18 protein-coding genes are annotated in these 20,321 nt (G+C 70.7%); 11 read left to right on the plus strand and 7 right to left on the minus strand.

Annotated elements, in window-relative coordinates:
- The first annotated feature begins 79 nt into the window (after positions 1 to 79).
- Genes IE278_RS33760 through IE278_RS33775 form a run of 4 tightly spaced genes read left to right on the plus strand, consistent with a single transcriptional unit; the run spans position 80 to position 3,907 of the window.
- Positions 80 to 814, plus strand: coding sequence for a sugar isomerase domain-containing protein (locus tag IE278_RS33760; protein ID WP_189777963.1), 735 nt, complete (start codon positions 80 to 82; stop codon positions 812 to 814).
- Positions 815 to 853: 39 nt separating this feature from the next.
- Positions 854 to 2,200, plus strand: a complete 1,347-nt coding sequence (locus tag IE278_RS33765) for an ABC transporter substrate-binding protein (RefSeq protein WP_189777966.1) — start codon at positions 854 to 856, stop codon at positions 2,198 to 2,200.
- The gene (locus IE278_RS33770; RefSeq protein ID WP_189777968.1) at positions 2,190 to 3,083 is read left to right on the plus strand and encodes a carbohydrate ABC transporter permease; all 894 of its coding nucleotides are present in this window, start codon (positions 2,190 to 2,192) and stop codon (positions 3,081 to 3,083) included. The genes IE278_RS33765 and IE278_RS33770 overlap by 11 nt, the downstream gene beginning before the upstream one ends.
- On the plus strand, positions 3,080 to 3,907 hold the full coding sequence (locus IE278_RS33775; RefSeq protein ID WP_189777970.1) for a carbohydrate ABC transporter permease: 828 nt from the start codon (positions 3,080 to 3,082) through the stop codon (positions 3,905 to 3,907). The genes IE278_RS33770 and IE278_RS33775 overlap by 4 nt, the downstream gene beginning before the upstream one ends.
- Positions 3,908 to 4,043: 136 nt before the next feature.
- Here IE278_RS33775 and IE278_RS33780 read toward each other — a convergent pair whose 3' ends face one another.
- Positions 4,044 to 4,256, minus strand: coding sequence for a hypothetical protein (locus IE278_RS33780; RefSeq protein WP_189777972.1), 213 nt, complete (start codon positions 4,254 to 4,256; stop codon positions 4,044 to 4,046).
- Between the two features lie 106 nt (positions 4,257 to 4,362).
- The gene (locus IE278_RS33785) at positions 4,363 to 5,535 is read right to left on the minus strand and encodes an ROK family transcriptional regulator (RefSeq protein ID WP_189777975.1); all 1,173 of its coding nucleotides are present in this window, start codon (positions 5,533 to 5,535) and stop codon (positions 4,363 to 4,365) included.
- A gap of 173 nt (positions 5,536 to 5,708) precedes the next feature.
- Between IE278_RS33785 and IE278_RS33790 the strand changes: the two genes are divergently transcribed.
- Genes IE278_RS33790 through IE278_RS33805 form a run of 4 tightly spaced genes read left to right on the plus strand, consistent with a single transcriptional unit; the run spans position 5,709 to position 10,195 of the window.
- Entirely contained in the window at positions 5,709 to 6,680 is a 972-nt protein-coding gene (locus IE278_RS33790; RefSeq protein ID WP_189777977.1) for a carbohydrate ABC transporter permease, read from the plus strand.
- A 17-nt stretch (positions 6,681 to 6,697) separates the two neighbouring features.
- On the plus strand, positions 6,698 to 7,618 hold the full coding sequence (locus IE278_RS33795; protein ID WP_189777979.1) for a carbohydrate ABC transporter permease: 921 nt from the start codon (positions 6,698 to 6,700) through the stop codon (positions 7,616 to 7,618).
- Positions 7,619 to 7,628: 10 nt separating this feature from the next.
- Positions 7,629 to 8,978 (plus strand): ABC transporter substrate-binding protein, encoded by a 1,350-nt coding sequence (locus IE278_RS33800; protein ID WP_189777981.1) that lies wholly within the window; start codon positions 7,629 to 7,631, stop codon positions 8,976 to 8,978.
- Between the two features lie 14 nt (positions 8,979 to 8,992).
- Entirely contained in the window at positions 8,993 to 10,195 is a 1,203-nt protein-coding gene (locus tag IE278_RS33805) for a Gfo/Idh/MocA family protein (protein WP_189778059.1), read from the plus strand.
- A gap of 30 nt (positions 10,196 to 10,225) precedes the next feature.
- Here the strand turns inward: IE278_RS33805 and IE278_RS33810 are convergent, their stop codons facing one another.
- Positions 10,226 to 10,909 (minus strand): response regulator transcription factor, encoded by a 684-nt coding sequence (locus IE278_RS33810; protein ID WP_189777983.1) that lies wholly within the window; start codon positions 10,907 to 10,909, stop codon positions 10,226 to 10,228.
- A gap of 329 nt (positions 10,910 to 11,238) precedes the next feature.
- Here IE278_RS33810 and IE278_RS33815 point away from each other — a divergent pair, with 329 nt between their 5' ends.
- Entirely contained in the window at positions 11,239 to 12,006 is a 768-nt protein-coding gene (locus tag IE278_RS33815) for a hypothetical protein (RefSeq protein WP_189777985.1), read from the plus strand.
- Positions 12,007 to 12,104: 98 nt separating this feature from the next.
- Here the strand turns inward: IE278_RS33815 and IE278_RS33820 are convergent, their stop codons facing one another.
- The 4 genes from IE278_RS33820 to IE278_RS33835 form a co-directional block, all read right to left on the minus strand.
- On the minus strand, positions 12,105 to 13,598 hold the full coding sequence (locus IE278_RS33820; RefSeq protein WP_189777987.1) for a S8 family serine peptidase: 1,494 nt from the start codon (positions 13,596 to 13,598) through the stop codon (positions 12,105 to 12,107).
- Between the two features lie 11 nt (positions 13,599 to 13,609).
- A complete protein-coding gene (locus IE278_RS33825; RefSeq protein WP_189777995.1) occupies positions 13,610 to 15,484 on the minus strand; it encodes a RiPP maturation radical SAM C-methyltransferase in 1,875 nt (624 codons plus the stop codon).
- Positions 15,485 to 15,535: 51 nt separating this feature from the next.
- Positions 15,536 to 15,838 carry a hypothetical protein gene (locus IE278_RS33830; RefSeq protein ID WP_189777997.1) on the minus strand — a complete coding sequence of 101 codons (303 nt, stop codon included), beginning with the start codon at positions 15,836 to 15,838 and terminating at the stop codon, positions 15,536 to 15,538.
- Positions 15,839 to 15,975: 137 nt separating this feature from the next.
- A complete protein-coding gene (locus IE278_RS33835; protein WP_189777999.1) occupies positions 15,976 to 18,912 on the minus strand; it encodes an AfsR/SARP family transcriptional regulator in 2,937 nt (978 codons plus the stop codon).
- A gap of 248 nt (positions 18,913 to 19,160) precedes the next feature.
- Between IE278_RS33835 and IE278_RS33840 the strand changes: the two genes are divergently transcribed.
- Both IE278_RS33840 and IE278_RS33845 read left to right on the plus strand, forming a co-directional pair.
- Positions 19,161 to 19,430, plus strand: a complete 270-nt coding sequence (locus IE278_RS33840) for a hypothetical protein (RefSeq protein ID WP_189778000.1) — start codon at positions 19,161 to 19,163, stop codon at positions 19,428 to 19,430.
- Positions 19,427 to 20,233 carry a sensor histidine kinase gene (locus IE278_RS33845; RefSeq protein ID WP_189778001.1) on the plus strand — a complete coding sequence of 269 codons (807 nt, stop codon included), beginning with the start codon at positions 19,427 to 19,429 and terminating at the stop codon, positions 20,231 to 20,233. The genes IE278_RS33840 and IE278_RS33845 overlap by 4 nt, the downstream gene beginning before the upstream one ends.
- The last annotated feature ends 88 nt before the right edge of the window (positions 20,234 to 20,321 follow it).

Here is a 20,321-nt window from a genome sequence, read left to right on the forward strand (position 1 = left end):
TGGGCACGCTCATCTCCCTCTGGTACGGTCCACAGCCACATCAGCGGCTCCGTTCGACACCTCGGGTGGCCTCGACACGATGAACGCCGATCTCGTCTATTTCGCCGCACTCCAGGAGAACCTCACCGCGATGGCCACCGCCGAGCGGCCGGCGATCGAGCGTGCCGCCCGGGCCGTCGCGGACAGCATCGCGGCCGGGGGTGTCGTCCACTACTTCGGCAGCGGTCACTCCCAACTGGTCGCCGTCGAACCGCTGCAGCGCGCCGGCGGACTCGCGCCGGTGAACGTCATCGCCGACCCGGCGCTCTCCCCCGCCGCCCCGCGCCACGCCGGGGTGGCCGAGCGCGTCAGCGGCTACGCGGCGGCGATCCTCCGTACGGCGGACATCAGGGCGGGCGAGGTGGTGATCGTCGTGTCCAATTCGGGGATCAACGCCGTGCCCGTCGAATTCGCTCTCGGCGCCCGCGAGTCGGGGGCGACGGTCGTCGCGGTCACCAGCCGGGCGCACTCCCTGGCCGCCGAGTCGCGGCATACCGGCGGACAGCGGCTGCTGGACGTCGCCGACATCGTCATCGACACCCACGGCAGCCCCGGTGACACGGTGGTGCCGCTGGGCGAGCTGGCCGTGGGCGCCCTGTCGACCGTGCTGGGGGCGGCTCTCGTCAACGCGCTGACCTGCCGTGCGGCCCAGCTGCTCGTCGAACACCACCACCAGGAACCGCCGTTGATCGTCAGCCAGAACACCGACGCCGACGCCGAGCACCGCAACAACGCGCTGCTGGAGCGGTTCAAGGACCGCTGCCCGAGAGGCTGACGCCACCGATCCGACCGACGAGGCCATGCCAGGAGGCCGATGATGGACAGCACACACCGGGTGCGCCGCCGCATCGCCGCGACGGTCTGCGCCGTCGCCCTCGTGTTCCCGCTCGCGGCGTGCGACGCGCTCACCCCGGGCAGCGCCACGACGGTGCCGGGACCCACCAGCGTGCCGTCCTCGACCGCCGTGCCGGACGGGGACGTCACCTTGCGACTCCAGTTCGCCGACGCCCCGTTGATGGTCGACGCGCTGATCGCCGCGTTCGAGAAGGACCACCCCGGCATCGACGTGGAGCCGCAGTACAAGACGTTCTCGGACTACGTGCAGAACCTCAAGCTGACCATGACCTCGGACACCGCCCCCGACATCGCCCAGTACGCGGTCGGCATGACCGATCTCGCGGCGGACGGCCACATCCTCGACCTGGCGCCCTACCGGGAGGCGTACGGCTGGGACGAGGCCATTCCGCCGGTCAGTCTCGACCAGCTCACGGCGGGGCAGACCAGCGAGGCGACCGGCGGGCGGGCCCTGTTCGGAGTGCCGGCCGGGTTGTCGATGACGGGCATCTACTACAACAAGGAACTCGCCGCGAAGGCCGGGATAGAGACTCCGCCGAGGACGCTGGCGGAGTTCGAGCGGCAACTCGCCGCCGCCAAGGACGCGGACCTCACCCCGCTCGGCGTCGGCGCGCTCGACTCCGGCGGCCTGCACCTGTGGGCCGCCCTGCTCAACCAGTTGATGCCCACGGACGAGTACTGGGACTGGGTGAACGGCAAGAAGGGCGCCACGATAGAGAATCCGGCCGCGGTCGAGGCCAGCGAGGACATGATCGAGTGGGGCCGCAAGGGCTACTACAACGAGTCCGCGAACGGCACCGCGCAGGTCGACTCGACCGCCCAGTTCGCCAAGGGCGACAGCGTCTTCCTGATCAACGGCAACTGGGCGGCCGGACAGCTCGCCACCGTCATGGGGGACAACGTCGGCTTCTTCCCGATGCCCGGCGAACTGGCCGGCTCCCCCACGGTGGCCTCGGGGTTCAGCGTGTCGTACGCCGTGTCGGCCAAGACCGAACACCCCCAGGCGGCGGGCGCGTTCCTCGACTTCCTGACCTCCCCCGAGGCGGGCCAGATCATCAGCGACAACGGCTTCATGCCGCCCAACCCTGATGCCGTGAAGAAACCGACGGGCGTGCTCGCGGACATCGCGGAGGGGCACCGGCGGGCCGTCGCCGACGACGGCATCACGACGTTCCCCGACTTCGCGGCGCCCGCGATGCTCGACAGGCTGCGCTCCGGCGTCCAGAAGCTCATCGCGGACCGCGTCGAGCCCGCGGACTACCTCGACTCTCTTCAGGACGAGTGGGAGGACCATCATGGGGAGTAGGCCGCCGGTCCGCAGCCGGGAGGCACGCAAGCGGTGGCGCGGGTACGTGTACGTGCTGCCCGCGTTCGCCGTCTACGTCGCCTTCGCGGTGCTGCCCGCCCTGCACACGGCGTATCTCTCGCTGTTCGAGTGGGACGGCGTCACGCTCGGCGAATGGGTCGGGCTCGGCAACTACGCGGAGATCTTCCAGGACTCGATCCTGCGCCGGTCGGTGTTCAACGCCCTGGTGCTGGTGGTGTTCTTCTCCTTCGTGCCGATCGTGCTGGGGCTGCTGTCGGCGGGCCTGCTGGCCCGCTACCGGCGGCCCGGCATGGGCGCGTACCGCTTCCTGTTCATGCTGCCGCAGGTCGTCCCGCTCGTCGCGGTCGGCGTGACCTGGCGCTGGCTGTACGGGGACGACGGGGTGGTCAACCAGGCGCTGCGCGCGGTGGGCCTCGACGGGGTGGCGCGGGCGTGGCTGGGCGACTTCGACTTCGCGCTGGTCGCCGTGGGGCTCGTCGGCACCTGGGTGCTGAGCGGGCTGTGCATGATGCTCTTCCTCAGCGGTGTGCAGAAGGTGGACCCCAGCCTGTACGAGGCGGCCCGGATCGACGGGGCGGGCCCGGTCCGCGAGTTCGTGTCCGTGACCCTGCCGCATCTGCGCGGTGAGCTGGCCGTCGCCATGACCGTCACGACGGTGGCCGCGCTGGCCAGCTTCGACATCGTGTACGTGACGACGAACGGCGGTCCGGGCGAGCAGACCACGGTCCCCGGCCTCCTCGTGTACCGACTGGCGTTCTCCGAGGGCAAGGTGGGGCTCGCCGCGGCCCTGGCCGTCGTCCTGGGCATCCTGATACTCGCGATCGTCTACCTCATCAACCGACTGTCGAGGGATCGGACATGAACACCGTCGCGCGCTCGGAACGCTGGTCCGGCTACGCGCTGCTGACCGTCATGGCGATCGTCGTCGTCATCCCGTTCCTCAGTGTCTTCCTCGCCTCGCTGCAGCCCGCGGGCACGCCGGTGGTGGGTCTGACCTGGCCGGAGCGGTGGAGCTGGGACAACTACGAGACGGCGTGGTCGGTGGCCGGGTTCTCCGACCTCATCCGGCACAGCCTGATCATCGCGGTCGGTGTCGTGCCCGCCTGTCTGGTCCTCGCGGCGCTTGCGGGGTACGCGCTGGGCACCATGAAACTGCCCGGCGGCAACGCGATGGCGGCGTTCTTCATCGCCGGGCTCACGATCCCGGTCGAACTGATCGTGGTGCCCCTCTACTTCGACCTGCGCGGCCTCGGGCTGACCAACTCCTACCTGGGCGTGATCCTGGTGGAGATCGCGCTGTTCATGCCGTTCAGCGTGTTCTGGATGCGTACGCACTTCCTGTCGACGCCCACGTCACTGGTGGAGGCGGCGCGGATGGACGGGGCCTCGTCGGCGACGATCCTGGTACGCATCCTGCTGCCGCTGGCCCGGCCGTCGCTGATGACGCTCGGGCTGCTGGTCTTCATGTGGTCGTGGAACCAGTTCCTGCTGGTGCTGGTCCTCATCCAGGACACCACGAAGCACACGGCGCCCGCGGGTCTCGGGTTCTTCGTCGGTCAGAACAGCACGGACATCCCCACGCTCGCGGCGGGGACGATCATCGTGATGCTGCCGATCCTGATCCTCTTCGTCGTCTTCCAGCGCAGCTTCATCGCGGGACTGCTGCAGGGGGCGATGAAGGGCTGAACGAGAGGGGGCTGAGCGGTGGGGCGGTGTCGGCGGGGCTCGGCGGTCGACCGAGGCCTCCGGACCAGGCGGGCCGGCGCCCGGAGGCAGGCGGGCCGCGGCTCGGGGACACGCGGGCCGGGGCCCGACCGGACGGTCAGGCCGCCTGCGTGGAGTCCGCGTGCGCGTCGGGCCGGGGGGCGGCGGCCGCCCACTCCAGGACCAGTCGTTGATAGTCCCGCCGCTGCTCACCGCTCAGTGTTCCGCCGGCCCGGAGCCACAGGGCCCGGATCTCGTCATTGACCTCGGCGGCTGATCTTTGCGTGGCTCCCGGCGCACGACGGTGAGTGGTGGACATACCGTGAATCATACGGGGCTCAGCGTGAAGACCATGTGAGTGGAGACTGTGATCCTTACCGCCTTCCGGCGGCTGTGACAAGGGCCACGGTGTCTCAACCTGACATACGTCCACGGCGTCAGACAGGGCCGGGCCCGGCGCCCAGGACCAGCGTCTGGATGGCCAGTACGGCGCCGCCGCGCGCCCAGTCGTGGAAGTCGGACACCTTGGTCTCCAGGTTGACGGGGTCGGCCTGCGGATGCCGGTTGGCCAGGATCGCCTGCTCGACCACCGGACCGGCGACGTCGACCAGGCCCACGCCCTCCCCGGCGAGGAGGATCTTCTCGGGCATCGCGAAGTTGGCGATCTGCGCGACGAGCGTGCCCAGGGCGCGCGCCGCCTCGTCGACGACCCGGGCGGCCATGGGTTCACCGTCGGCGGCCAGCGCGAGGACCTCGTCGTACGAGACGTCCCGGCCGGTGGCGGCCCGGACCTGGTAGCGGATGCTCGGGATGGTCAGCAGGGAGATGGCGCTGCCGCGCTCGCCTTCCGGGGTGAGCGGGCCGTTCGGGTTCACCATCCAGAAGCGGCCGACGCCCCGCCCGTCCTCGGCGGTCACCACCCGCTTGCCGCCGCTGACCAGGCCGTAGCCGAGGCCCGCGCCGATGGTGAGCACCGCGAACCGGTCGAGGCCGCGGCCCGCGCCGAACCAGCTCTCGGCCTCGACGAGCGCGTTCACGTCGTTCTCGACGACGACGGGCAGTCCGGTGCGCTCCCGCAGGAGCCGTGCCAGGGGGACGTCGTGCCAGCCGAGGAAGGCGGACTCGTCGACGACGGAGCGGTCCGAGGCGCGTCCGCCCAGTCCGATGCCGATTCCGGCGAGGCCCGGGAAGTCCCGGGCGAACTCCTCGGTGACCGCACCCAGCACCTCCACGACATGCTGCGGATCGTGGCCGGCCAGGGGCAGGTCGTGGCGGGCGACGATATCGCTGCGGAGGGTCGTGACGACGCCGTAGACCATGTCCTCGGTGATCTTGAAGCCGACGAAGGTACGGGATTCGGCGACGATGTCGAGGGGCTGGGAGGGCCGGCCCTGGCGCACCTCGGCCTCGACGAGCGCGCTGCCCTCGGGGACCTCGACCAGCAGGCCCGACTCGATGAGCGGCTTGGTGAGCCGGGTCAGGCTGCCCGCGGACAGGTCGAGCCGCCGGGCGATGTCGCTGCGCGACAGGGGGCCGTGGGTGAGGACCTCGATCGCCACGGAGCGTTCACCGGGACTGAGCGGCAGCCAGCTGGCGGCGCGTGCGGTCATGACCGACCCCCTCGTCGTTTCTTTCGGCGCAGAACTAATCATGCCATCCCGAGTCACTCAAGCCCATGCATGCCTGGAAGGAAAAGTTATGCGCAGACCTCTTGACGGCTGGATTCTTTCGGCCCAAAAGTAAGTGGGGCCCGAGGACGAGCCGCAGACGAGGGAGTCTCCCGATGACCGTCGCCTCAAGCAGCCCACCGTCGCGTCTGCCATCGCGCGGCGTCGAGGGGACAGCTCCGAAGCCGAGGAGCGGCAGGAAGCGAGAACGCGACGGCGGCAGCCGCGGTGACGGGGCCCTCGCGGCCCTGTTCATCGCCCCGGCCATGCTGGGGTTCCTGGTCTTCCTGCTCTGGCCGACCCTGCGCGGCATCTATCTCAGCTTCACCCGCTTCAACCTGCTGACCCCGGCCGAGTGGGTCGGTCTCGACAACTACCGGCGCATGGTCAACGACCCCATCTTCTGGGACTCGCTGAAGGTCACCGTCGAGTACGTGTTCATCAACATCGGCGTCCAGACGGTCTCCGCGCTGGCCATCGCCGTCCTCCTGCAGCGCCTCACCCAGTCCGCGGTGCTGCGGGGCGTCGTACTGACGCCGTATCTGATGTCGAACGTCGTCGCGGGCATCGTCTGGCTGTGGATGCTCGACACCCAGCTCGGCATCGGCAACGAGATCATCGCGGGCCTCGGGTTCGACCGCATCCCGTTCCTCGCGGACGAGACGTGGGCGATCCCGACGATCGCGCTGATCAACGTGTGGCGGCACGTCGGCTACACCGCGCTGCTGCTCTTCGCCGGGCTGCAGGCCATCCCGAACGACATGTACGAGGCCGCGAAGGTCGACGGCGCGAGCGAGTGGCGGATGTTCTGGCGCATCACCATGCCGCTGCTGCGGCCGGTGCTGGCCGTGGTGCTGATCATGACCGTGATCGGCTCGTTCCAGGTCTTCGACACCGTGGCGGTGACCACCAACGGCGGTCCGGCGAACGCCACCAACGTGCTGCAGTTCTACATCTACGGCTCGGCGTTCGGCCGCTTCCAGTTCGGCTACGCCTCGGCGATGTCCGTGGCGCTCCTGGTCGTGCTCAGCGCGATCACCATCCTCCAGTACCGGCTCACGCGGGCCGGCCGGACCGACCTCGGCTGACGAAGGGAGCGACCGACATGACCGCCGTGACGGCAACGACGACGAAGGTACGGCCCGAGCGCCGAAGGCTCTCCCCCGGGAAGGTCCTGGCCTGGACGGTGATGGCCGCGATGGTCCTCATCACCCTGCTGCCCTTCTACTGGATCCTGCGCACCGCGCTGTCCTCGAACACGGCGCTCGCCGCCCACCCCGGTGACGTGCTGCCCGTGGACCCGACGACCGGCGGCTTCGAACGCGCGCTGGGCCTGCAGTCCACCGAGGAGGCGATCGCCCAGGGCGGTTCGGGCGGCGGGCTGAAGTTCTGGCGCTACCTGCTCAACTCGGTGATCGTGTCCACCCTGATCACCGTCTGCCAGATCCTCTTCTCCGCCATGGCCGCCTACGCCTTCGCCCGGCTGCGGTGGCGCGGCCGGGACACGGTGTTCGGGCTGTTCCTGGCCGGGCTGATGGTGCCGACCATCTTCACGCTGCTGCCGAACTTCGTCCTGATCAAGCAACTCGGCCTGGTCGACAGCCTGCTGGGCATCTCCCTGCCGACGATGTTCATGACCCCGTTCGCGGTGTTCTTCATGCGGCAGTTCTTCATGAACGTGCCCCGGGAGGTCGAGGAGGCGGCCCTGCTCGACGGGGCCGGGAAGATCCGCATCTTCTTCCGCGTCATGCTGCCGATGGCGTCCTCCCCCGTCCTCACCCTGGGCGTGCTGACGTACATCACCTCCTGGAACGACTACTTCTGGCCGCTGATGGTCTCCTACAGCGACAGCTCGCGCGTGCTCACCGTGGCCCTGGCCATCTTCCGGGCGCAGACACCGCAGACCGGTTACGACTGGTCCGGCCTGATGGCGGCGACGCTCATCGCCGCCCTGCCGATGCTCGTGCTCTTCGGCTTCTTCGCGCGCCGCATCGTCAGCACCATCAGCTTCACCGGCATCAAGTAAGGGGACGGGCATGCGCATTCGTACACGTACGGTCGTGGCACTGACCGGGGCGCTGGCGCTGTCCCTGGTGACGGGCTGCGCGCAGGGCGGAGCCGCCGGGGCGGGCGCCGGCACGGTGACGTACTGGCTCTGGGACGCCAACCAGCTGCCCGCCTACCAGGCCTGCGCCAAGGACTTCGAGAAGCAGAACCCCGGCCTGGACGTGAGGATCACCCAGATGGGCTGGGCCGACTACTGGACCAAGCTCACCGCGAGCTTCATCGCGGGCACCGAGCCCGACGTGTTCACCGACCACATCCAGAAGTTCGGGCAGTTCGCCGACCTGAACGTGCTCGAACCGCTGGACGACCTGGACATCGACGAAGCCGCCTACCAGCCGGGCCTCGCCGCCAACTGGACCGGCCAGGACGGGCACCGCTACGGCGCCCCGAAGGACTGGGACACCGTCGCCCTCTTCTACAACAGGAAGTTGACGAAGGCGGCCGGGCTGGCGGCGGACGAGCTGAACGGTCTCGCCTGGAACCCCGAGGACGGCGGCACCTTCGAGAAGGCCATCGCGCACCTGACCGTCGACAGGAACGGCAGGCGCGGCGACGAGGAGGGCTTCGACAAGAACAACGTCGAGGTGTACGGCCTCGCCACCGGCGGCGCCGGCGACAGCGACGGGCAGACCACCTGGAGCCCGTTCGCCGCCTCGGCGGGCTGGAGGTACACGGACAAGGCGCGCTGGGGCACCGAGTACCAGTACGACAGCAAGACCTTCCAGTCGGTGATCGACTGGTACTTCGGCCTCGCGGAGAAGGGCTATCTCGCGCCGTTCACCGACTACACCGACGGCGCCAACCCGCCCAACGCCCAGGTCGCCTCCGGCAGGGCGGCCACCGCCTTCGACGGCGCCTGGATGATCTCCACGTACTACGGCACCAAGGGCCTCGACGTCGGGACGGCCGTCACCCCGGCCGGTCCGACCGGCAAGCGGGCCACCATGATGAACGGCCTCGCCGACTCCGTCACCAAGAACGCCCACAACAAGGCGGGCGCGAAGAAGTGGGTGCGGTACCTGGCCTCCGACGAGTGCCAGAAGACCGTCGGCGGCTACGGCATCGTCTTCCCCGCGACGCCGGGCGGCACCGAGGCCGCCGTCGCCGCGTACCGGAAGAAGGACATCGACGTGTCCGCCTTCACCGGGCCGGTCGCGGACAAGAAGGACTTCACCACCTTCTCCTTCCCGGTCACCGACTACGCGGCGGACGTCTACGCCCTGATGCGCCCCGCGATGCAGGACGTCTTCGCCAACAACGCCCCGGTGAAGGGCCTGACCAAGACCAACGACCAGATCAACTTCATCCTCGGCCAGTGAAAGGCACACACTCCATGACGTTCTCCCTCGGCATCGTCGGCGCCGGCCAGTTCTCCGGCCAGTTCGCGAAGCTGTTCCTCGCCCACCCGGGTGTCGGCGACGTGTACGTCACCGATCTGCTGCCGGAGCGCGCCGAGCAACTGGCCGCCGCCGAAGGGCTGGCGGGCACCTTCCCCTCGTACCAGGCGATGCTGGAGTCGGAGGCGGTGGACGCCGTCGCGATCTTCACCCAGCGCTGGACCCACGGCCCGCTGGTCATCCAGGGCCTGAACGCCGGCAAGCACGTCTACTCGGCGGTGCCGATGGCGATCACCCATGAGGAGATCGCCGCGATCATCGACACGGTACGGGCCACCGGGCTCACGTACATGATGGGTGAGACCAGCCAGTACAACCCGGCGACCGTCCACGCCCGCAACCAGATCGCGGAGGGCTCCTTCGGACGGCTCTTCTACGCCGAGGGCGACTACGTGCACGACATGGACCTCGGGTTCTACGAGGCCTACCAGTACAGCGGCGGCGAGAACTGGAAGGCGACCGCCAGCTATCCTCCGCTGCTCTACCCCACGCACTCGGTGGGCGGGGTCCTCGGGGCCTGGCAGACGCACGCGGTGAGCGTGTCCGCGATCGGGGTGCGGGACGACCGCGGGGACGGGGTCTTCGACGAGGAGATCAGCCAGTTCGGCAACGACTTCTCGAACGCCACCGCGCTGTTCGAGGTCGCGGGCGGCGGCTCGTTCCGTACGAACGAGTTCCGGCGGGTGGGCTATCCCTCGCACATCCGGGAGTCGCGTTTCCGGTTCTTCGGGACGGACGCCAGCATGGAGCAGCTCGCCACGGTGGCCTTCTGGCAGGACAAGAAGGGGGTCAAGGACATCAGCGAACTCCTGGAGCCCAAGCCCACCATGTCCCCCGACGACCCCTCCCTGCAGCACATCGCGCCGGAGCTGCGGGCGGCCTTCACCTCCGGGTCGGCCCCGGTGCACGACCGGTCGCGGCTGCCGAGGGAGTTCGACCACCTGCACAACGGGCACGAGGGCAGCCACCACTTCCTGGTGGACGACTTCGTGACCGCCGTCAACACCCGGACCCTGCCGTCGGTGAACGCGTGGGTCGCCGCCCGCTACACCCTGCCGGGCATCGTCGCCCACGAGTCGGCGCGGCAGGGCGGGGCACGGCTGGAGATCCCGGACTTCGGGGACGCGCCGCAGATGTGAGCGAGTTTCCCGTGAAGGGGGGCGGTGCCGTCACGGCACCGCCCCCCTTCGCGCGCCCCCGCCCATCCCGGCGTCCCGGGCCCGGGCGACGGCCGCGGCGCGGTCGGAGACCTGGAGCTTGAACAGGATGGCGGAGACATGGTTGCGGACCGTCTTCTCCGACAGGACCAGCCGTCCGGCGATCTGGTGGTTGCCGTGCCCGAGGGCGACCAGGTCCAGCACCTCCCGTTCGCGCTCGGTCAGTTCGGGGAAGACCTGGGCGGCGTACTCGCGGTGGGCCCCGGTGAAGAAGGCGATGATGCGGTGGGCCACCGCCCTGCCGTAGACCGCATCCCCGGCGGCGACGGTGAGGACGGCCCGGACGATCTCCGCGCTGTCGGCGTCCTTGAGGAGATATCCCCGGGCTCCGGCGCGCAGCGCCCCGAACAGGGCCTGGTCGTCCTCGTGCATGGTCAGCACCAGGACGCCGAGGGAGGGGCGGCGGGCCAGCAGGGCACGCGTGGCCGCCGTGCCGTCGAGGCCGGGCATGGCCAGGTCGGTCACCACGACGTCGGGCGCGGTGCGTTCGACGGCGGCCAGGAGGTCGTCGCCGTCACCGGCCTCGGCCACGACGTCCACGGCCCCGCTGGTGGCGAGCGCGGCGGCCAGACCGTAGCGGAACATGGGATGGTCGTCGGCGATGACCACGCGGACGGCCCGGGATGCCTCGCTCATCGCTCCTCCAACTCGCCGGCCGCCCGGCCCGGTCGGCGCCCCGGCTCCCGGCCGCACGTCACTTTTTCCCGTGCGGCCGATCCCGCACACCCGCCGTCCCACGGCACCGTGCCTCCGGTCCCCGTCCCGGTCCCGATCCCCGTCCCGGTGGTCCCGGTCCCGCCGGGTGGTCCGCCCGGTGACGACAGGACGTACGCCTCAGGCCGTCCCGGCGGCTGTGCACGACCATGGCGCATACCCCGCACCAGCCCCTGCCCGCGGCGCATCGGCGTCCGCCCCGGTGGCACGTCCGCGGGGAGTCGTCCTGTCGTTCCAGTCCAGGGAGTTCCATGTCGTCGCCCCCCTCGTCCGCCGGGTTCTCCCGGCTGTCCACCCTGATCGCCTCGGTGCCGCCGCTCCTCGCCGCGTCCGTCGGACTGCTGCTGCACACGCGCAACGCCGAGCAGGTCGCCCAGATCGCCGCCGGGGTGACCGCGCTGCTCATGGCCGGTCTGCCCCTGCTGCAACGCTCCACCACCGCGGACTGCCGGCGGGCCGCCGGCCCCGCGGCCGAAGTGGTTCCCGTCCACGGTCCGCGGCCCCGGATCATGCCGAGTCCCAGGACCGTGGTCCTGACCACGGCGCTCGGTGTCGCGGCGTTCTGGCTGCTCTATCTGCTGACCACCTGGCTGGGTCTCGGCAGCCTGGGCTACTGGAGCGGCGAGTACCCCGACGATCCGTCGGCGGTGCACCGCGCTGTCGCGCTGCGCAGCCTCCCGGTCCTGCTGCCCGGCGTCTTCGTCGTCGCCGTCGCCATGGCGCACCGGCTGCGCGAGGCTGCGAAGCCGGTCCTGCTGACGACCGGCGTGCTGTACACGGTGGCCGTGCTCGTCACCAACGCGGTGCTGGTCCACCACTGGGGCAGCGAGCCGCTGCCGGAGAACGTGTATGTGCCGCTCCTGCTGGGAGCCCTCGCCTGGCTGGTGTCTCTGACGGCCCACTGGTACGCCGCGCGCACGCAGGAGGTCTTCGACGTCCTGCAGGCGGTGCGGGTGGAGTTGCGGCGTGCTGCGACCGACTCCGCGGGCCGGGACGAGGAGTCGGCCGGGGTGGAGTGAAGGACCCGGCCGACGCGTACACGTCACATACGTCACCGCACCCGTCGCACCCGTCGCGCCTTCCACGCCGCGTACCGGCGTGGAAGGCGCGAGCCGCGTCACCGGGGCGTTCCTCCTTGCCCGCTCTGAGGAGCTACCCCTTGCCCTTGCCTGCGTTGCCGGGCGAGCCGCACCGCCGCGTCGGCGTCGACCAGCCCGTATCCCGTGGCGTTGTCCCGGTTCGGGCGGGCGATGCCGCCGGTGTCCTTGTTGCTCGCTCCCCGGGTGACGTCGACGGCACTGGCCTCCAGGAGCCGCCGGACCTCACGCGGCTCCAGAGCGGGGTCCGTCTGCAGCAGCAGCGCGCAGACTCCGGCCACTTGTGGAGCGGCGGCCGAGGTGCCGCTCAGCACCACCCAGCCGTCGCCCGCCGTCGTCCCGTCCCCGAAGGGATAGGGCTCCTTGGCGTGCGACTGGTCGATGTCCGAACCCGGCGGGGCGGGCAGCAGGATGTAGGTCGCCCCGGGCAGCATCCCGACCAGTCCGGACACATCGGGGACGAGCCGGTCGGTGTAGAGCGCGCTGGTGAACCCGCTGGCGTAGTCGGACGCCTCAAGGCCGCCGTGCTGGTCCCTGTGCACGCCGCCGACGGCGATGACCTCGGGATGCTGGGCCGGATACCCGTGGTGGCCGTTGCCGGCCGCACACACCACGACGATGCCGTCGGCGATCGCGAGGGACACCGACACCGCGAGGATCAAGCTGTCGGCGCTCAGGGGCGGGTACTTCTCCTCGGCCACCACGCTCATGCTGATGATGTGGGGCCTGGGGTGCTGAGAGGCCGCGGTGTCGAAGGCGTCCACCAGCAGGGGATCCCTGAACTTCACCATGGTGAAGTCGACCTCGGGAGCCACCGCGAACGCGTTGGCCGATTCGCAGGTGCCGTGCCCGTCCTCGTCGACGCCCGGATCAGCGGCTTCCGGTCCCAGCACGACGGTGCCCTTGCTGCCCCGCTCGGCGAAGTAGGGCACGGGTTCCCAGCCGGTGTCCACCATGGTGAGACGGACCCCGGCCCCCTTGATCCCCTGCTCGTGCACCGTCCGCGCGCCCAGGTGCTCGGCCACGTCGTCGAGGGTGAGGTGCCAGTAGTCGGGCCGCGGTGGGGCGACGGCGCCGGCGACCCTGGAGGCAGGTGCGTCCAGCGCCACGCCCTCCAGGAAGCGGGCCCACCGTCCGCCGGGTGCGATCAGTCCGGGAAGGTCCGCCCCGGCGCTGTCGAGGAACGTCCGCGTCGTGCGCAACTGCGGTGCGCCTCGCTGGATGACCTCCCGTTCCACGGTGACCAGGGACGTGCCGAACTGTTCCTCGTACAGGGCGGGCGGACCGGCGATGCTGATGGTCGCCGGCGCCCGGGCGAGCACCCTGAACCCGGCGCCCTCGAGTTCCTCCGCTGCCCTTCGGGTCGCCGAGTCCTCCGAGACGAAGTCCCGGGCGGTGTCCGACGTGATGTCACGTCCGTCGAAGAGGGAGACGCCGCCGCGGGACGGGGGTGACGCGTGCGCGTACACCACGTGGGGCAGACGGTCGTCGATCTTGTAGGCCAAGGTGATCAACCCCCGATGTGTCAGAACCGGGACGCGGGTACGGCCAGCGCCACGTTGCGCGGACCGTCCTGGAACACGAGCCCGGCTTCCGTGAATTCGTCGAGAACGGACTGCACCTCTTGCGCGGATCCCGGCAGCCCCAGCCGCTCGTGCACCGCGTCCGCCGTGACCGGGCGGTCACAGCAGGCGAGGTAGAGGTCGGCCGCCGGCCCTTCGAAGAGGTACGTGCCTTCGTCCTCCTTTCGCCTCCCGTCGTGGATCTGTACGTAGTGCGGTGCCCGCCGGTATTCCAGGACGGGCCGGTGGTCCTCGTCCCGCCAGGCCCGCTGCCAGTCCGCGACCGCCCGCCGCAGCGGCGTGTACGCGTCGTCGGGCAGCGCTCCTTCGATGTCGCAGCTGAAGAAGTAGGCGATCCTGTCGAGGTCGGTGTCCGGCGGATAGATGTAGGAGTAGGCGGCCTCGGGGCGCAGTTCACGCAGGATCTTCTCCCGGTCGGTGAAGAGCGGGCTGAAGCGTTCCATCGTGATGCGTGCGGCGCTGTCCGGGGGCTTGAGGTGCCACAGATCGCGGACGGCCGCGGCCTGTTCGGAACAGTCCTGGGATGTCTCTCCCGGAAAGCCCCACAGCAAGTTCCAGTTGACGTCGATTCCGTAATGCTGTGCCCAGCGGAGGAGATTGACGTTCTGTCCGGCGGTCACTCCCTTGCGCATGAGACGCAGCACACGCGAACTGAGTGACTCCACTCCGGGCTGGATCTGGCGCACCCCCGCGTCCGCCAGGAGTTTCAACTGCGCCCGGGAAAGGTTGGATTTGACCTCGTAGAAGATTTCGTAGTGTGCGTCGCTCTCGATCAGAGCGGGAAACAGGGTCCGGAAATAGCGCATGTCGACGATGTTGTCGACCGCCTCGAAACGGAAACTGCGGTATCTGCGCGCCTGGTGCGCGAACTCCTCCAGGACCCGCCCGGCCGATTTGGACCTGAAGTGCATGGTCTCGCCGTTGAGACCGCAGAAAGTGCAGTGGTGTTTCATCCCCCACCAGCAGCCGCGAGCGGTCTCCAGCGGGATGTGCACCGGTCGGGAGGCGGTGCGGGGCAGGAGCTCCAGATTCTCGGCTCGCTGGAAGTACTCGTCGTAGTCCGGCATGGGCAGGTCGTCCAGGTGCCGGATGAGCGGCGCCGGCGGCCCGGTCACCACCTGTTCGCCGACCCTGCGCGCCAGACCGGGTACGTCGTCGAGTGCGCGTTCCTCGGCCAGCGCGGCCAGCAGTGCGGGGAATGCGGTGTCCGCCTCCCCGATCACGGCCATGTCGATGCTCTCGACGGTGCGTACCAGTTCCTCGCCCATCGGGGAGTCGAAGTTGGCGCCGCCGAACAGGGTCAGCAGGCGGGGATGCCGCTCCTTGAGCCGTCGGGCCAGGGCGACGGAGGCCGCGGTCTGCTGGAACGTCGAGGTGAAGCCCACGAGGCCGAACGTGTCCCACGGGTGGGCGTCGACGAGCGCGTCGAGGTAGGCGGGAACCTCACGGTGCCTGATACGCAGCAGCCGTTCGCGCAGTTGTGCCGGGGAGGTGCCGTGCGCCTCGGCGATGTCCTGCGCGCACAGGTCGAGGAACCGGTCGCCGGGGTCGGGCACGGCGGAGCCGAAGGCTTCGAGCGAGAACAGCCACTCCCCGACCAGGTGGTCCGTCCGGTCGGCGAGTGCCCGGTACGCCTCCACGCCGAGGCCCGCGGCGAAGTCCAGGTTGGCGTGGAGGGTGCGCACCGGGAATCCGTGATCCCGCGCGATGGCGGCCAGCAGGCCCGCCTGCAAGGAGGGACGGCGGTCGTCCATGAACGGCATACAGACGAGGACCACCGGCCGGTCCCGGCGACGTGGATCCCGCGCACCCGGCATCGAAGGCCCCCTCCCCCGCGTCGACGCGTCGACCCCGATGAATGCCTCGCGCTACTCGGCGGGGCCGGATTCGGGCAGTTTCGCTTCGGTGGGATCGCCTTTGCTCTCCCTGGCGGGTCCCTTGAAGCGTCCGTCCACCTTGAAGACCTGGTAGGTCTTCTCCGTATCGGGTCCGGGAATGAACTTGGCCCCCGCGAGGATCGGGCGGCGGTCCTTCAGTTTCAGATATTCGGCCGCGGCCCTGAATACCAGTTTCAGTGCCCGCCTGTCGTCGGAGGTGAACTCTCTCCCCAGCTCTCCCAGCAGATTCGCGACGCGCTCGACATCCTGCCAGTGAACCTCTTCCTGCCTCATCTCTCCCCCTGGTCTTCAACTCGCCCACGGATCCGGCACGGGCGCATCGGCCTGTCGCGACATTGCATGCCGTGTTCCGGATGCAGCGGTGGCAGAGTGTTGAATGCCGGGGAGTCTGGCGAGGGGGTGCTCCTCCGTCAAGTGGCCGCGTTTTCCTGACTGCCGGCTTCCGGATCGCCGGACAGCCGGGCACGCACCTCGGCCGCCTCGCGGTGGCCGAGTTCCTCCAGCAGGACCGCCGCGCGCCGCCACTTCGCCCGGGCCGCGCGGGGATCACCGGCGGCCTGGTGCAGGTCGCCGAGGGAGCAGAGGGTGTCGGCCTGGTTGTAGCGGTCGCCGGTCTCCCGGTAGATGGCGAGCGCCCGCTCGTAGCCCGCGGCGGCCTGCTCGTAGTGGTGGAGCCGATGGTGCGCGTGGCCGAGGGTGTCCCAGGTGTCCGCCTGGTCGAACCGGTCCCCCGCCTCTTCGTGCAGCCGCAGGGCCCGCTCGCAGTGGCCCAGCGCCTCCTCGTGCCGGCCCAGCCGGGAGCAGAACCAGCCGACCGAGTTGAGCGCCCGCGCCTGGCCCGACGGATGCCCCGCCGCCTCGAACAGGGCCAGTGCCCGCCAGGCGTGGTCGAGCGCCTCCTCGTACCGTCCCTGCAGATCACCCAGCCAGGTCAGCGTCCTGTGCGCATGCGCCTGACCGAGCGGATCGCCGAGCGCCTCGTACAGGTCGAGAGCCTGCCGAATGTGGGTGGCGGCCTCCTCATACTGGCTGAGCCGCAGATACGCATAGGCGAGGCAGCCGTGGCTGACCGCCCGCCCCTGGGTACTGCCCGCACCCAGGGCGCCCTGGAGCGCACGCCGGTAGACCCGCACCGAGTCGTGCCAGTGTCCGCCCCGGTCCAGATAGGGCCTCAGCGTCCACGCCAACTGCCATGCGTGGGCGTGCAGTTCGCTGCTCAGGGCCTGCTGCTGCAGGGCCAGCAGCACCGCGTGCTCGGCGAGGAACCAGCTCAGCGCCTCGTCGTGGTCCGCGAACTCCTCGACGGCCACCGTCTCCTCGGCGGAGATCAGGGTGATGGGTTCGTCCCGGTGGGGGCTGAGGCACCGGCTGGCCCGGTAGGCGCTGAGCAGGCAGTGGTCGAGCATCCTGCCGATCGCCGCCGCCCGGTCGTCGGGGGTGTCGTGGGCCAGGGCCAGTTCACCGGCGTAGATGCGCAGCAGGTCGTGGAAGGCGTAACGGCCCGCCGTGGTCTCGGTCAGCAGATGGCTGTCGGTCAGCTCCCTGAGCAGTGGCCTGACCCGGCCCACCGGCAGTCCCGCGAGACCGGCCACGGCGAAGAGACTGATGTCGGGCCCCGGGTGCAGCCCCAGCAGCCGGAACAGCCGGGCCGCCGGCCGCGTCAGGCGCTGGTAGGACCAGGAGAACACCCTGCGGACGTCGGTGGACTCGTCGTCGCCGCCGAGCAGGTCCAGCGTTCCGCCCGCGGCGTGCAGTTCCTTGGCCACCGCCGCCAGGGGCAGTTGGGGATGGGTGGCGGCGCGTGCGCCGACGATGGCCAGGGCGAGCGGGAGGCGCGCGCAGGAGGCGATGATGTCCCGCATCGCGTCGGGTTCGGCGGCGAGGCGCCGCGTCCCGATACGGCGGGCCAGTACGTTGCCCGCCTCGGTGCCCGACATCAGGCCGAGGCCGACCGGCTGGGCCCCCTCGGTGACGACCAGACCGGTGAGCAGGCTGCGGCTGGTGATGACGCTGAAGCAGTCCGGCGAGCCGGGCAGCAGCGGGCGTACCTGATCGGCGTCCTGGGCGTTGTCCAGCACGACCAGCATGCGGCGGTTCGCCAGCAGGCTCCGGTAGAGGCCGATCTGTCCCTGTGGATCGACCGGGATGCGTTTCGCCGGCACACCGAGCGCGTCCAGGAATCCCCGGATCGCCTCGGCGGGGTGCATGGCAGTGCCGCTCGGGTCGAAGCCGCGCAAATTGACGTAGAGCTGTCCGTCGGGGAACCGGTCGCGGACCCGGTGGGCCCAGTGCACGGCCAGGGTGGTCTTGCCGACCCCTGCCGTGCCGCCGATCGCCGTGATGACGACCGTCCCGCCGTCGCCACCCGGTCCCGCTCCCTCGCCCGCGCCGGGCAGGAAGGAGTCGAGCCGGGCGATCGCCTCCTCCCGGCCGACGAAACCGGCGACGGGATGCGGGAGTTGGGCGGGGGCGACGGTCGTCGGCAGGCCGGTGCCGGCCGTGCCGCGGGGCGCGTGGCCCTCCGGTGCCGCGGTCGGCCCGCGGTGGCTGTCCGCACCTGTGTCGAGCCCCGGGTCGTCGGCCAGGATCCTCGCGTGCAGACGGCGCAGCCGCTGTCCCGGCTCGATGCCGAGTTCGTCGCGCAGCAGGCGGCGGGCGCGGCGGAAGGCCTCCAGCGCCTCCGCCTGCCGTCCGGCACGGTGCAGGGCCAGCATGAGCAGACCGTGGAAGCCCTCCCGCAGCGGATGCTCGACGGTGAGCCGGTGTATCTCGCCCACGAGGTCGAAGTCGTCGCCGAGGGACAGGTCGACCTCGATGCGTTCCTCCAGGACGCTCAGGCGGCGCTCCGCGAGCCGGTCGCGCTCGGCGTCGACCAACGGTCCTGTCAGGCCCTCGCAGAGCCGGCCGTGCCACAGGTCCAGGGCCGCGTGCAGGGCCTCGGAGGTCTTGGCGCGGTCGCCCTCGGCACGGGCCGTGTGCGCCTGTTCGATGAGGCCGTCGAAGGTACGCACGTCCAGTTGTGCCGGTCCCGGCGTCAGCAGATAGCCGGCCTCGGTCCACGCGAGCAGTCCCGACGGCGCCCGGGGCGGACGGTCGGGCTCCAGGACGCGGCGCAGTCCGGAGACGTGCCGTTGCAGCAGGTTGGCCGCGCGCGCCGGTACCGCCCACCCCCACACGGCGTCGACGAGCTGGTCCCGGCCGACCGGGCTGTCGGCGTGCAGCAGCAGCACCGCGAGCACCACACGCTGCTGCATCTGTCCCAGGTCCAGCTCGGTCGTGCCCCGCCACGCCCGCAGCGGTCCGAGCAGTTGGAAACGCAGTCCGGTGAACGGCTCCGGCCCAGTCATCACGGGCTCCCACCTCAGGCGGCACCTGTCGTCCACGCTAGCGCCAAACCGGTGGGAACACCGCCGCCCGACTGCAACGGCTCCTGCAGCGGGGGCTGCAACCCCGGCCCGCAGTCTGGTGTCCGGGGGTCGGGCGGGAAGTGACACACCCCCTCCCGCCCGGCCTCTCCACACCGACACCGACACCGAGATCGACACTGAGATCGGTGCAGACACCGACTTCGACATCCACGAGCACGGGGGCACCCATGACCGACCTACTGACCGCGGCCCGGGCCGAGGCGCTGTTCAGCAGCGACCTGGTCACCGGATCCGAACCGACGCGGACCGAGATCACCGAGGCGATCCGTCGGGCGATCCGGCGCAACGGCGGCAGCCGCGGCTGCGCGGGCGCACTAGCGTGCGCCTACGGCGAGCGCCCGGAGACCGCCGTGCCCCGGATGCGCTGGGCCCTGCGCCAGGTACTGGCCGCCCACCCGCGGACGGCCGGGCCCACGGTGAGGACGCCCCGGGCGTGAGCAGCAGGACGCGGGCCGTCCCGGTGTGCCTGGCCGCGGTACCGATCTGTCTGGCCCTGCACCTCGCCGCCGTCGGCCTCTTCTCGGCACGGGCCGACGTGGCGCTCGCCCTCTGCGGCATCGGGGCCCTGTGTGCGGCGCTCACCGCCATGGCCCCCGCCCTGCTGCGCCGCGGCCCGTGCGACGCGCACGTCCGGCGGGCCGTCGACGTGGAGCGCACCCGGATCCGCCACGACCTCCATGACGGGCTCGGTCCCCTGCTCGCCGGCATGGCGCTGTGTGCGGGGGCCCTGTCGGACCGGCTGGAAGAGCGCGGTCTCGAGGTCGAGCGCGCTCTGGTGGACCGGATCCGCACCGAGGTGTCCAACGCCGTGGTGGAGGTGCGCGGGCTGGTGGACGCCCTGCCTCCCGCCGCGGTCGCCTCGCTCGGGCTCGTCGGGGCGCTGCGCGACCACGCGCGGTTCGTTCCGCCGCCGACGGCCGTCGAGATCGTGACGTGTGCGCTGCCCGCGCTGCCCTCGGCCGTGGAGAGCGCGGTGTACCGGATCGTCACGGAGGCGATGACCAATGTCGTGCGGCACGCCGACGCCCGGCACGCGCGGGTCACCCTGGCCGGCGGGCCCCGCTCGCTGCTGGTGACGATCGCCGACGACGGACGCGGTATCGCCTGTGCGACGGCCGGGGTGGGTCTGACGTCGATACGGGACCGCGCCGAGGCCGCGGGCGGGACCCTCTCCATCCGTACGGTCCGGGGCAGCGGCACCGAAGTACGCGTACACCTCCCGCTGCCCCGCGCGGCCTAGGCGGAGGTGCCGGGGCGCACGTCCCACGCTCCCCGAGCGCGTCCCACGCTCCCCGAGCACGTCCCACGCCCCCCCGAGCGCGTCCCAC

This window comes from Streptomyces tauricus (assembly GCF_014650955.1).
Lineage (GTDB): Bacteria > Actinomycetota > Actinomycetes > Streptomycetales > Streptomycetaceae > Streptomyces > Streptomyces tauricus.

Excerpts from the sequence above, each read along its gene's own strand:
- IE278_RS33810 (WP_189777983.1), bottom strand. The coding sequence starts at position 10,909 with ATGAGCGAGGCATCCCGGGCCGTCCGCGTGGTCATCGCCGACGACCAT.
- IE278_RS33765 (WP_189777966.1), top strand. The coding sequence starts at position 854 with ATGATGGACAGCACACACCGGGTGCGCCGCCGCATCGCCGCGACGGTC.
- IE278_RS33760 (WP_189777963.1), top strand. The coding sequence starts at position 80 with ATGAACGCCGATCTCGTCTATTTCGCCGCACTCCAGGAGAACCTCACC.
- IE278_RS33785 (WP_189777975.1), bottom strand. The coding sequence starts at position 5,535 with ATGACCGCACGCGCCGCCAGCTGGCTGCCGCTCAGTCCCGGTGAACGC.
- IE278_RS33775 (WP_189777970.1), top strand. The coding sequence starts at position 3,080 with ATGAACACCGTCGCGCGCTCGGAACGCTGGTCCGGCTACGCGCTGCTG.
- IE278_RS33780 (WP_189777972.1), bottom strand. The coding sequence starts at position 4,256 with ATGATTCACGGTATGTCCACCACTCACCGTCGTGCGCCGGGAGCCACG.
- IE278_RS33800 (WP_189777981.1), top strand. The coding sequence starts at position 7,629 with ATGCGCATTCGTACACGTACGGTCGTGGCACTGACCGGGGCGCTGGCG.
- IE278_RS33830 (WP_189777997.1), bottom strand. The coding sequence starts at position 15,838 with ATGAGGCAGGAAGAGGTTCACTGGCAGGATGTCGAGCGCGTCGCGAAT.
- IE278_RS33835 (WP_189777999.1), bottom strand. The coding sequence starts at position 18,912 with ATGACTGGGCCGGAGCCGTTCACCGGACTGCGTTTCCAACTGCTCGGA.
- IE278_RS33805 (WP_189778059.1), top strand. The coding sequence starts at position 8,993 with ATGACGTTCTCCCTCGGCATCGTCGGCGCCGGCCAGTTCTCCGGCCAG.
- IE278_RS33825 (WP_189777995.1), bottom strand. The coding sequence starts at position 15,484 with ATGCCGGGTGCGCGGGATCCACGTCGCCGGGACCGGCCGGTGGTCCTC.
- IE278_RS33795 (WP_189777979.1), top strand. The coding sequence starts at position 6,698 with ATGACCGCCGTGACGGCAACGACGACGAAGGTACGGCCCGAGCGCCGA.
- IE278_RS33815 (WP_189777985.1), top strand. The coding sequence starts at position 11,239 with ATGTCGTCGCCCCCCTCGTCCGCCGGGTTCTCCCGGCTGTCCACCCTG.
- IE278_RS33770 (WP_189777968.1), top strand. The coding sequence starts at position 2,190 with ATGGGGAGTAGGCCGCCGGTCCGCAGCCGGGAGGCACGCAAGCGGTGG.
- IE278_RS33790 (WP_189777977.1), top strand. The coding sequence starts at position 5,709 with ATGACCGTCGCCTCAAGCAGCCCACCGTCGCGTCTGCCATCGCGCGGC.
- IE278_RS33840 (WP_189778000.1), top strand. The coding sequence starts at position 19,161 with ATGACCGACCTACTGACCGCGGCCCGGGCCGAGGCGCTGTTCAGCAGC.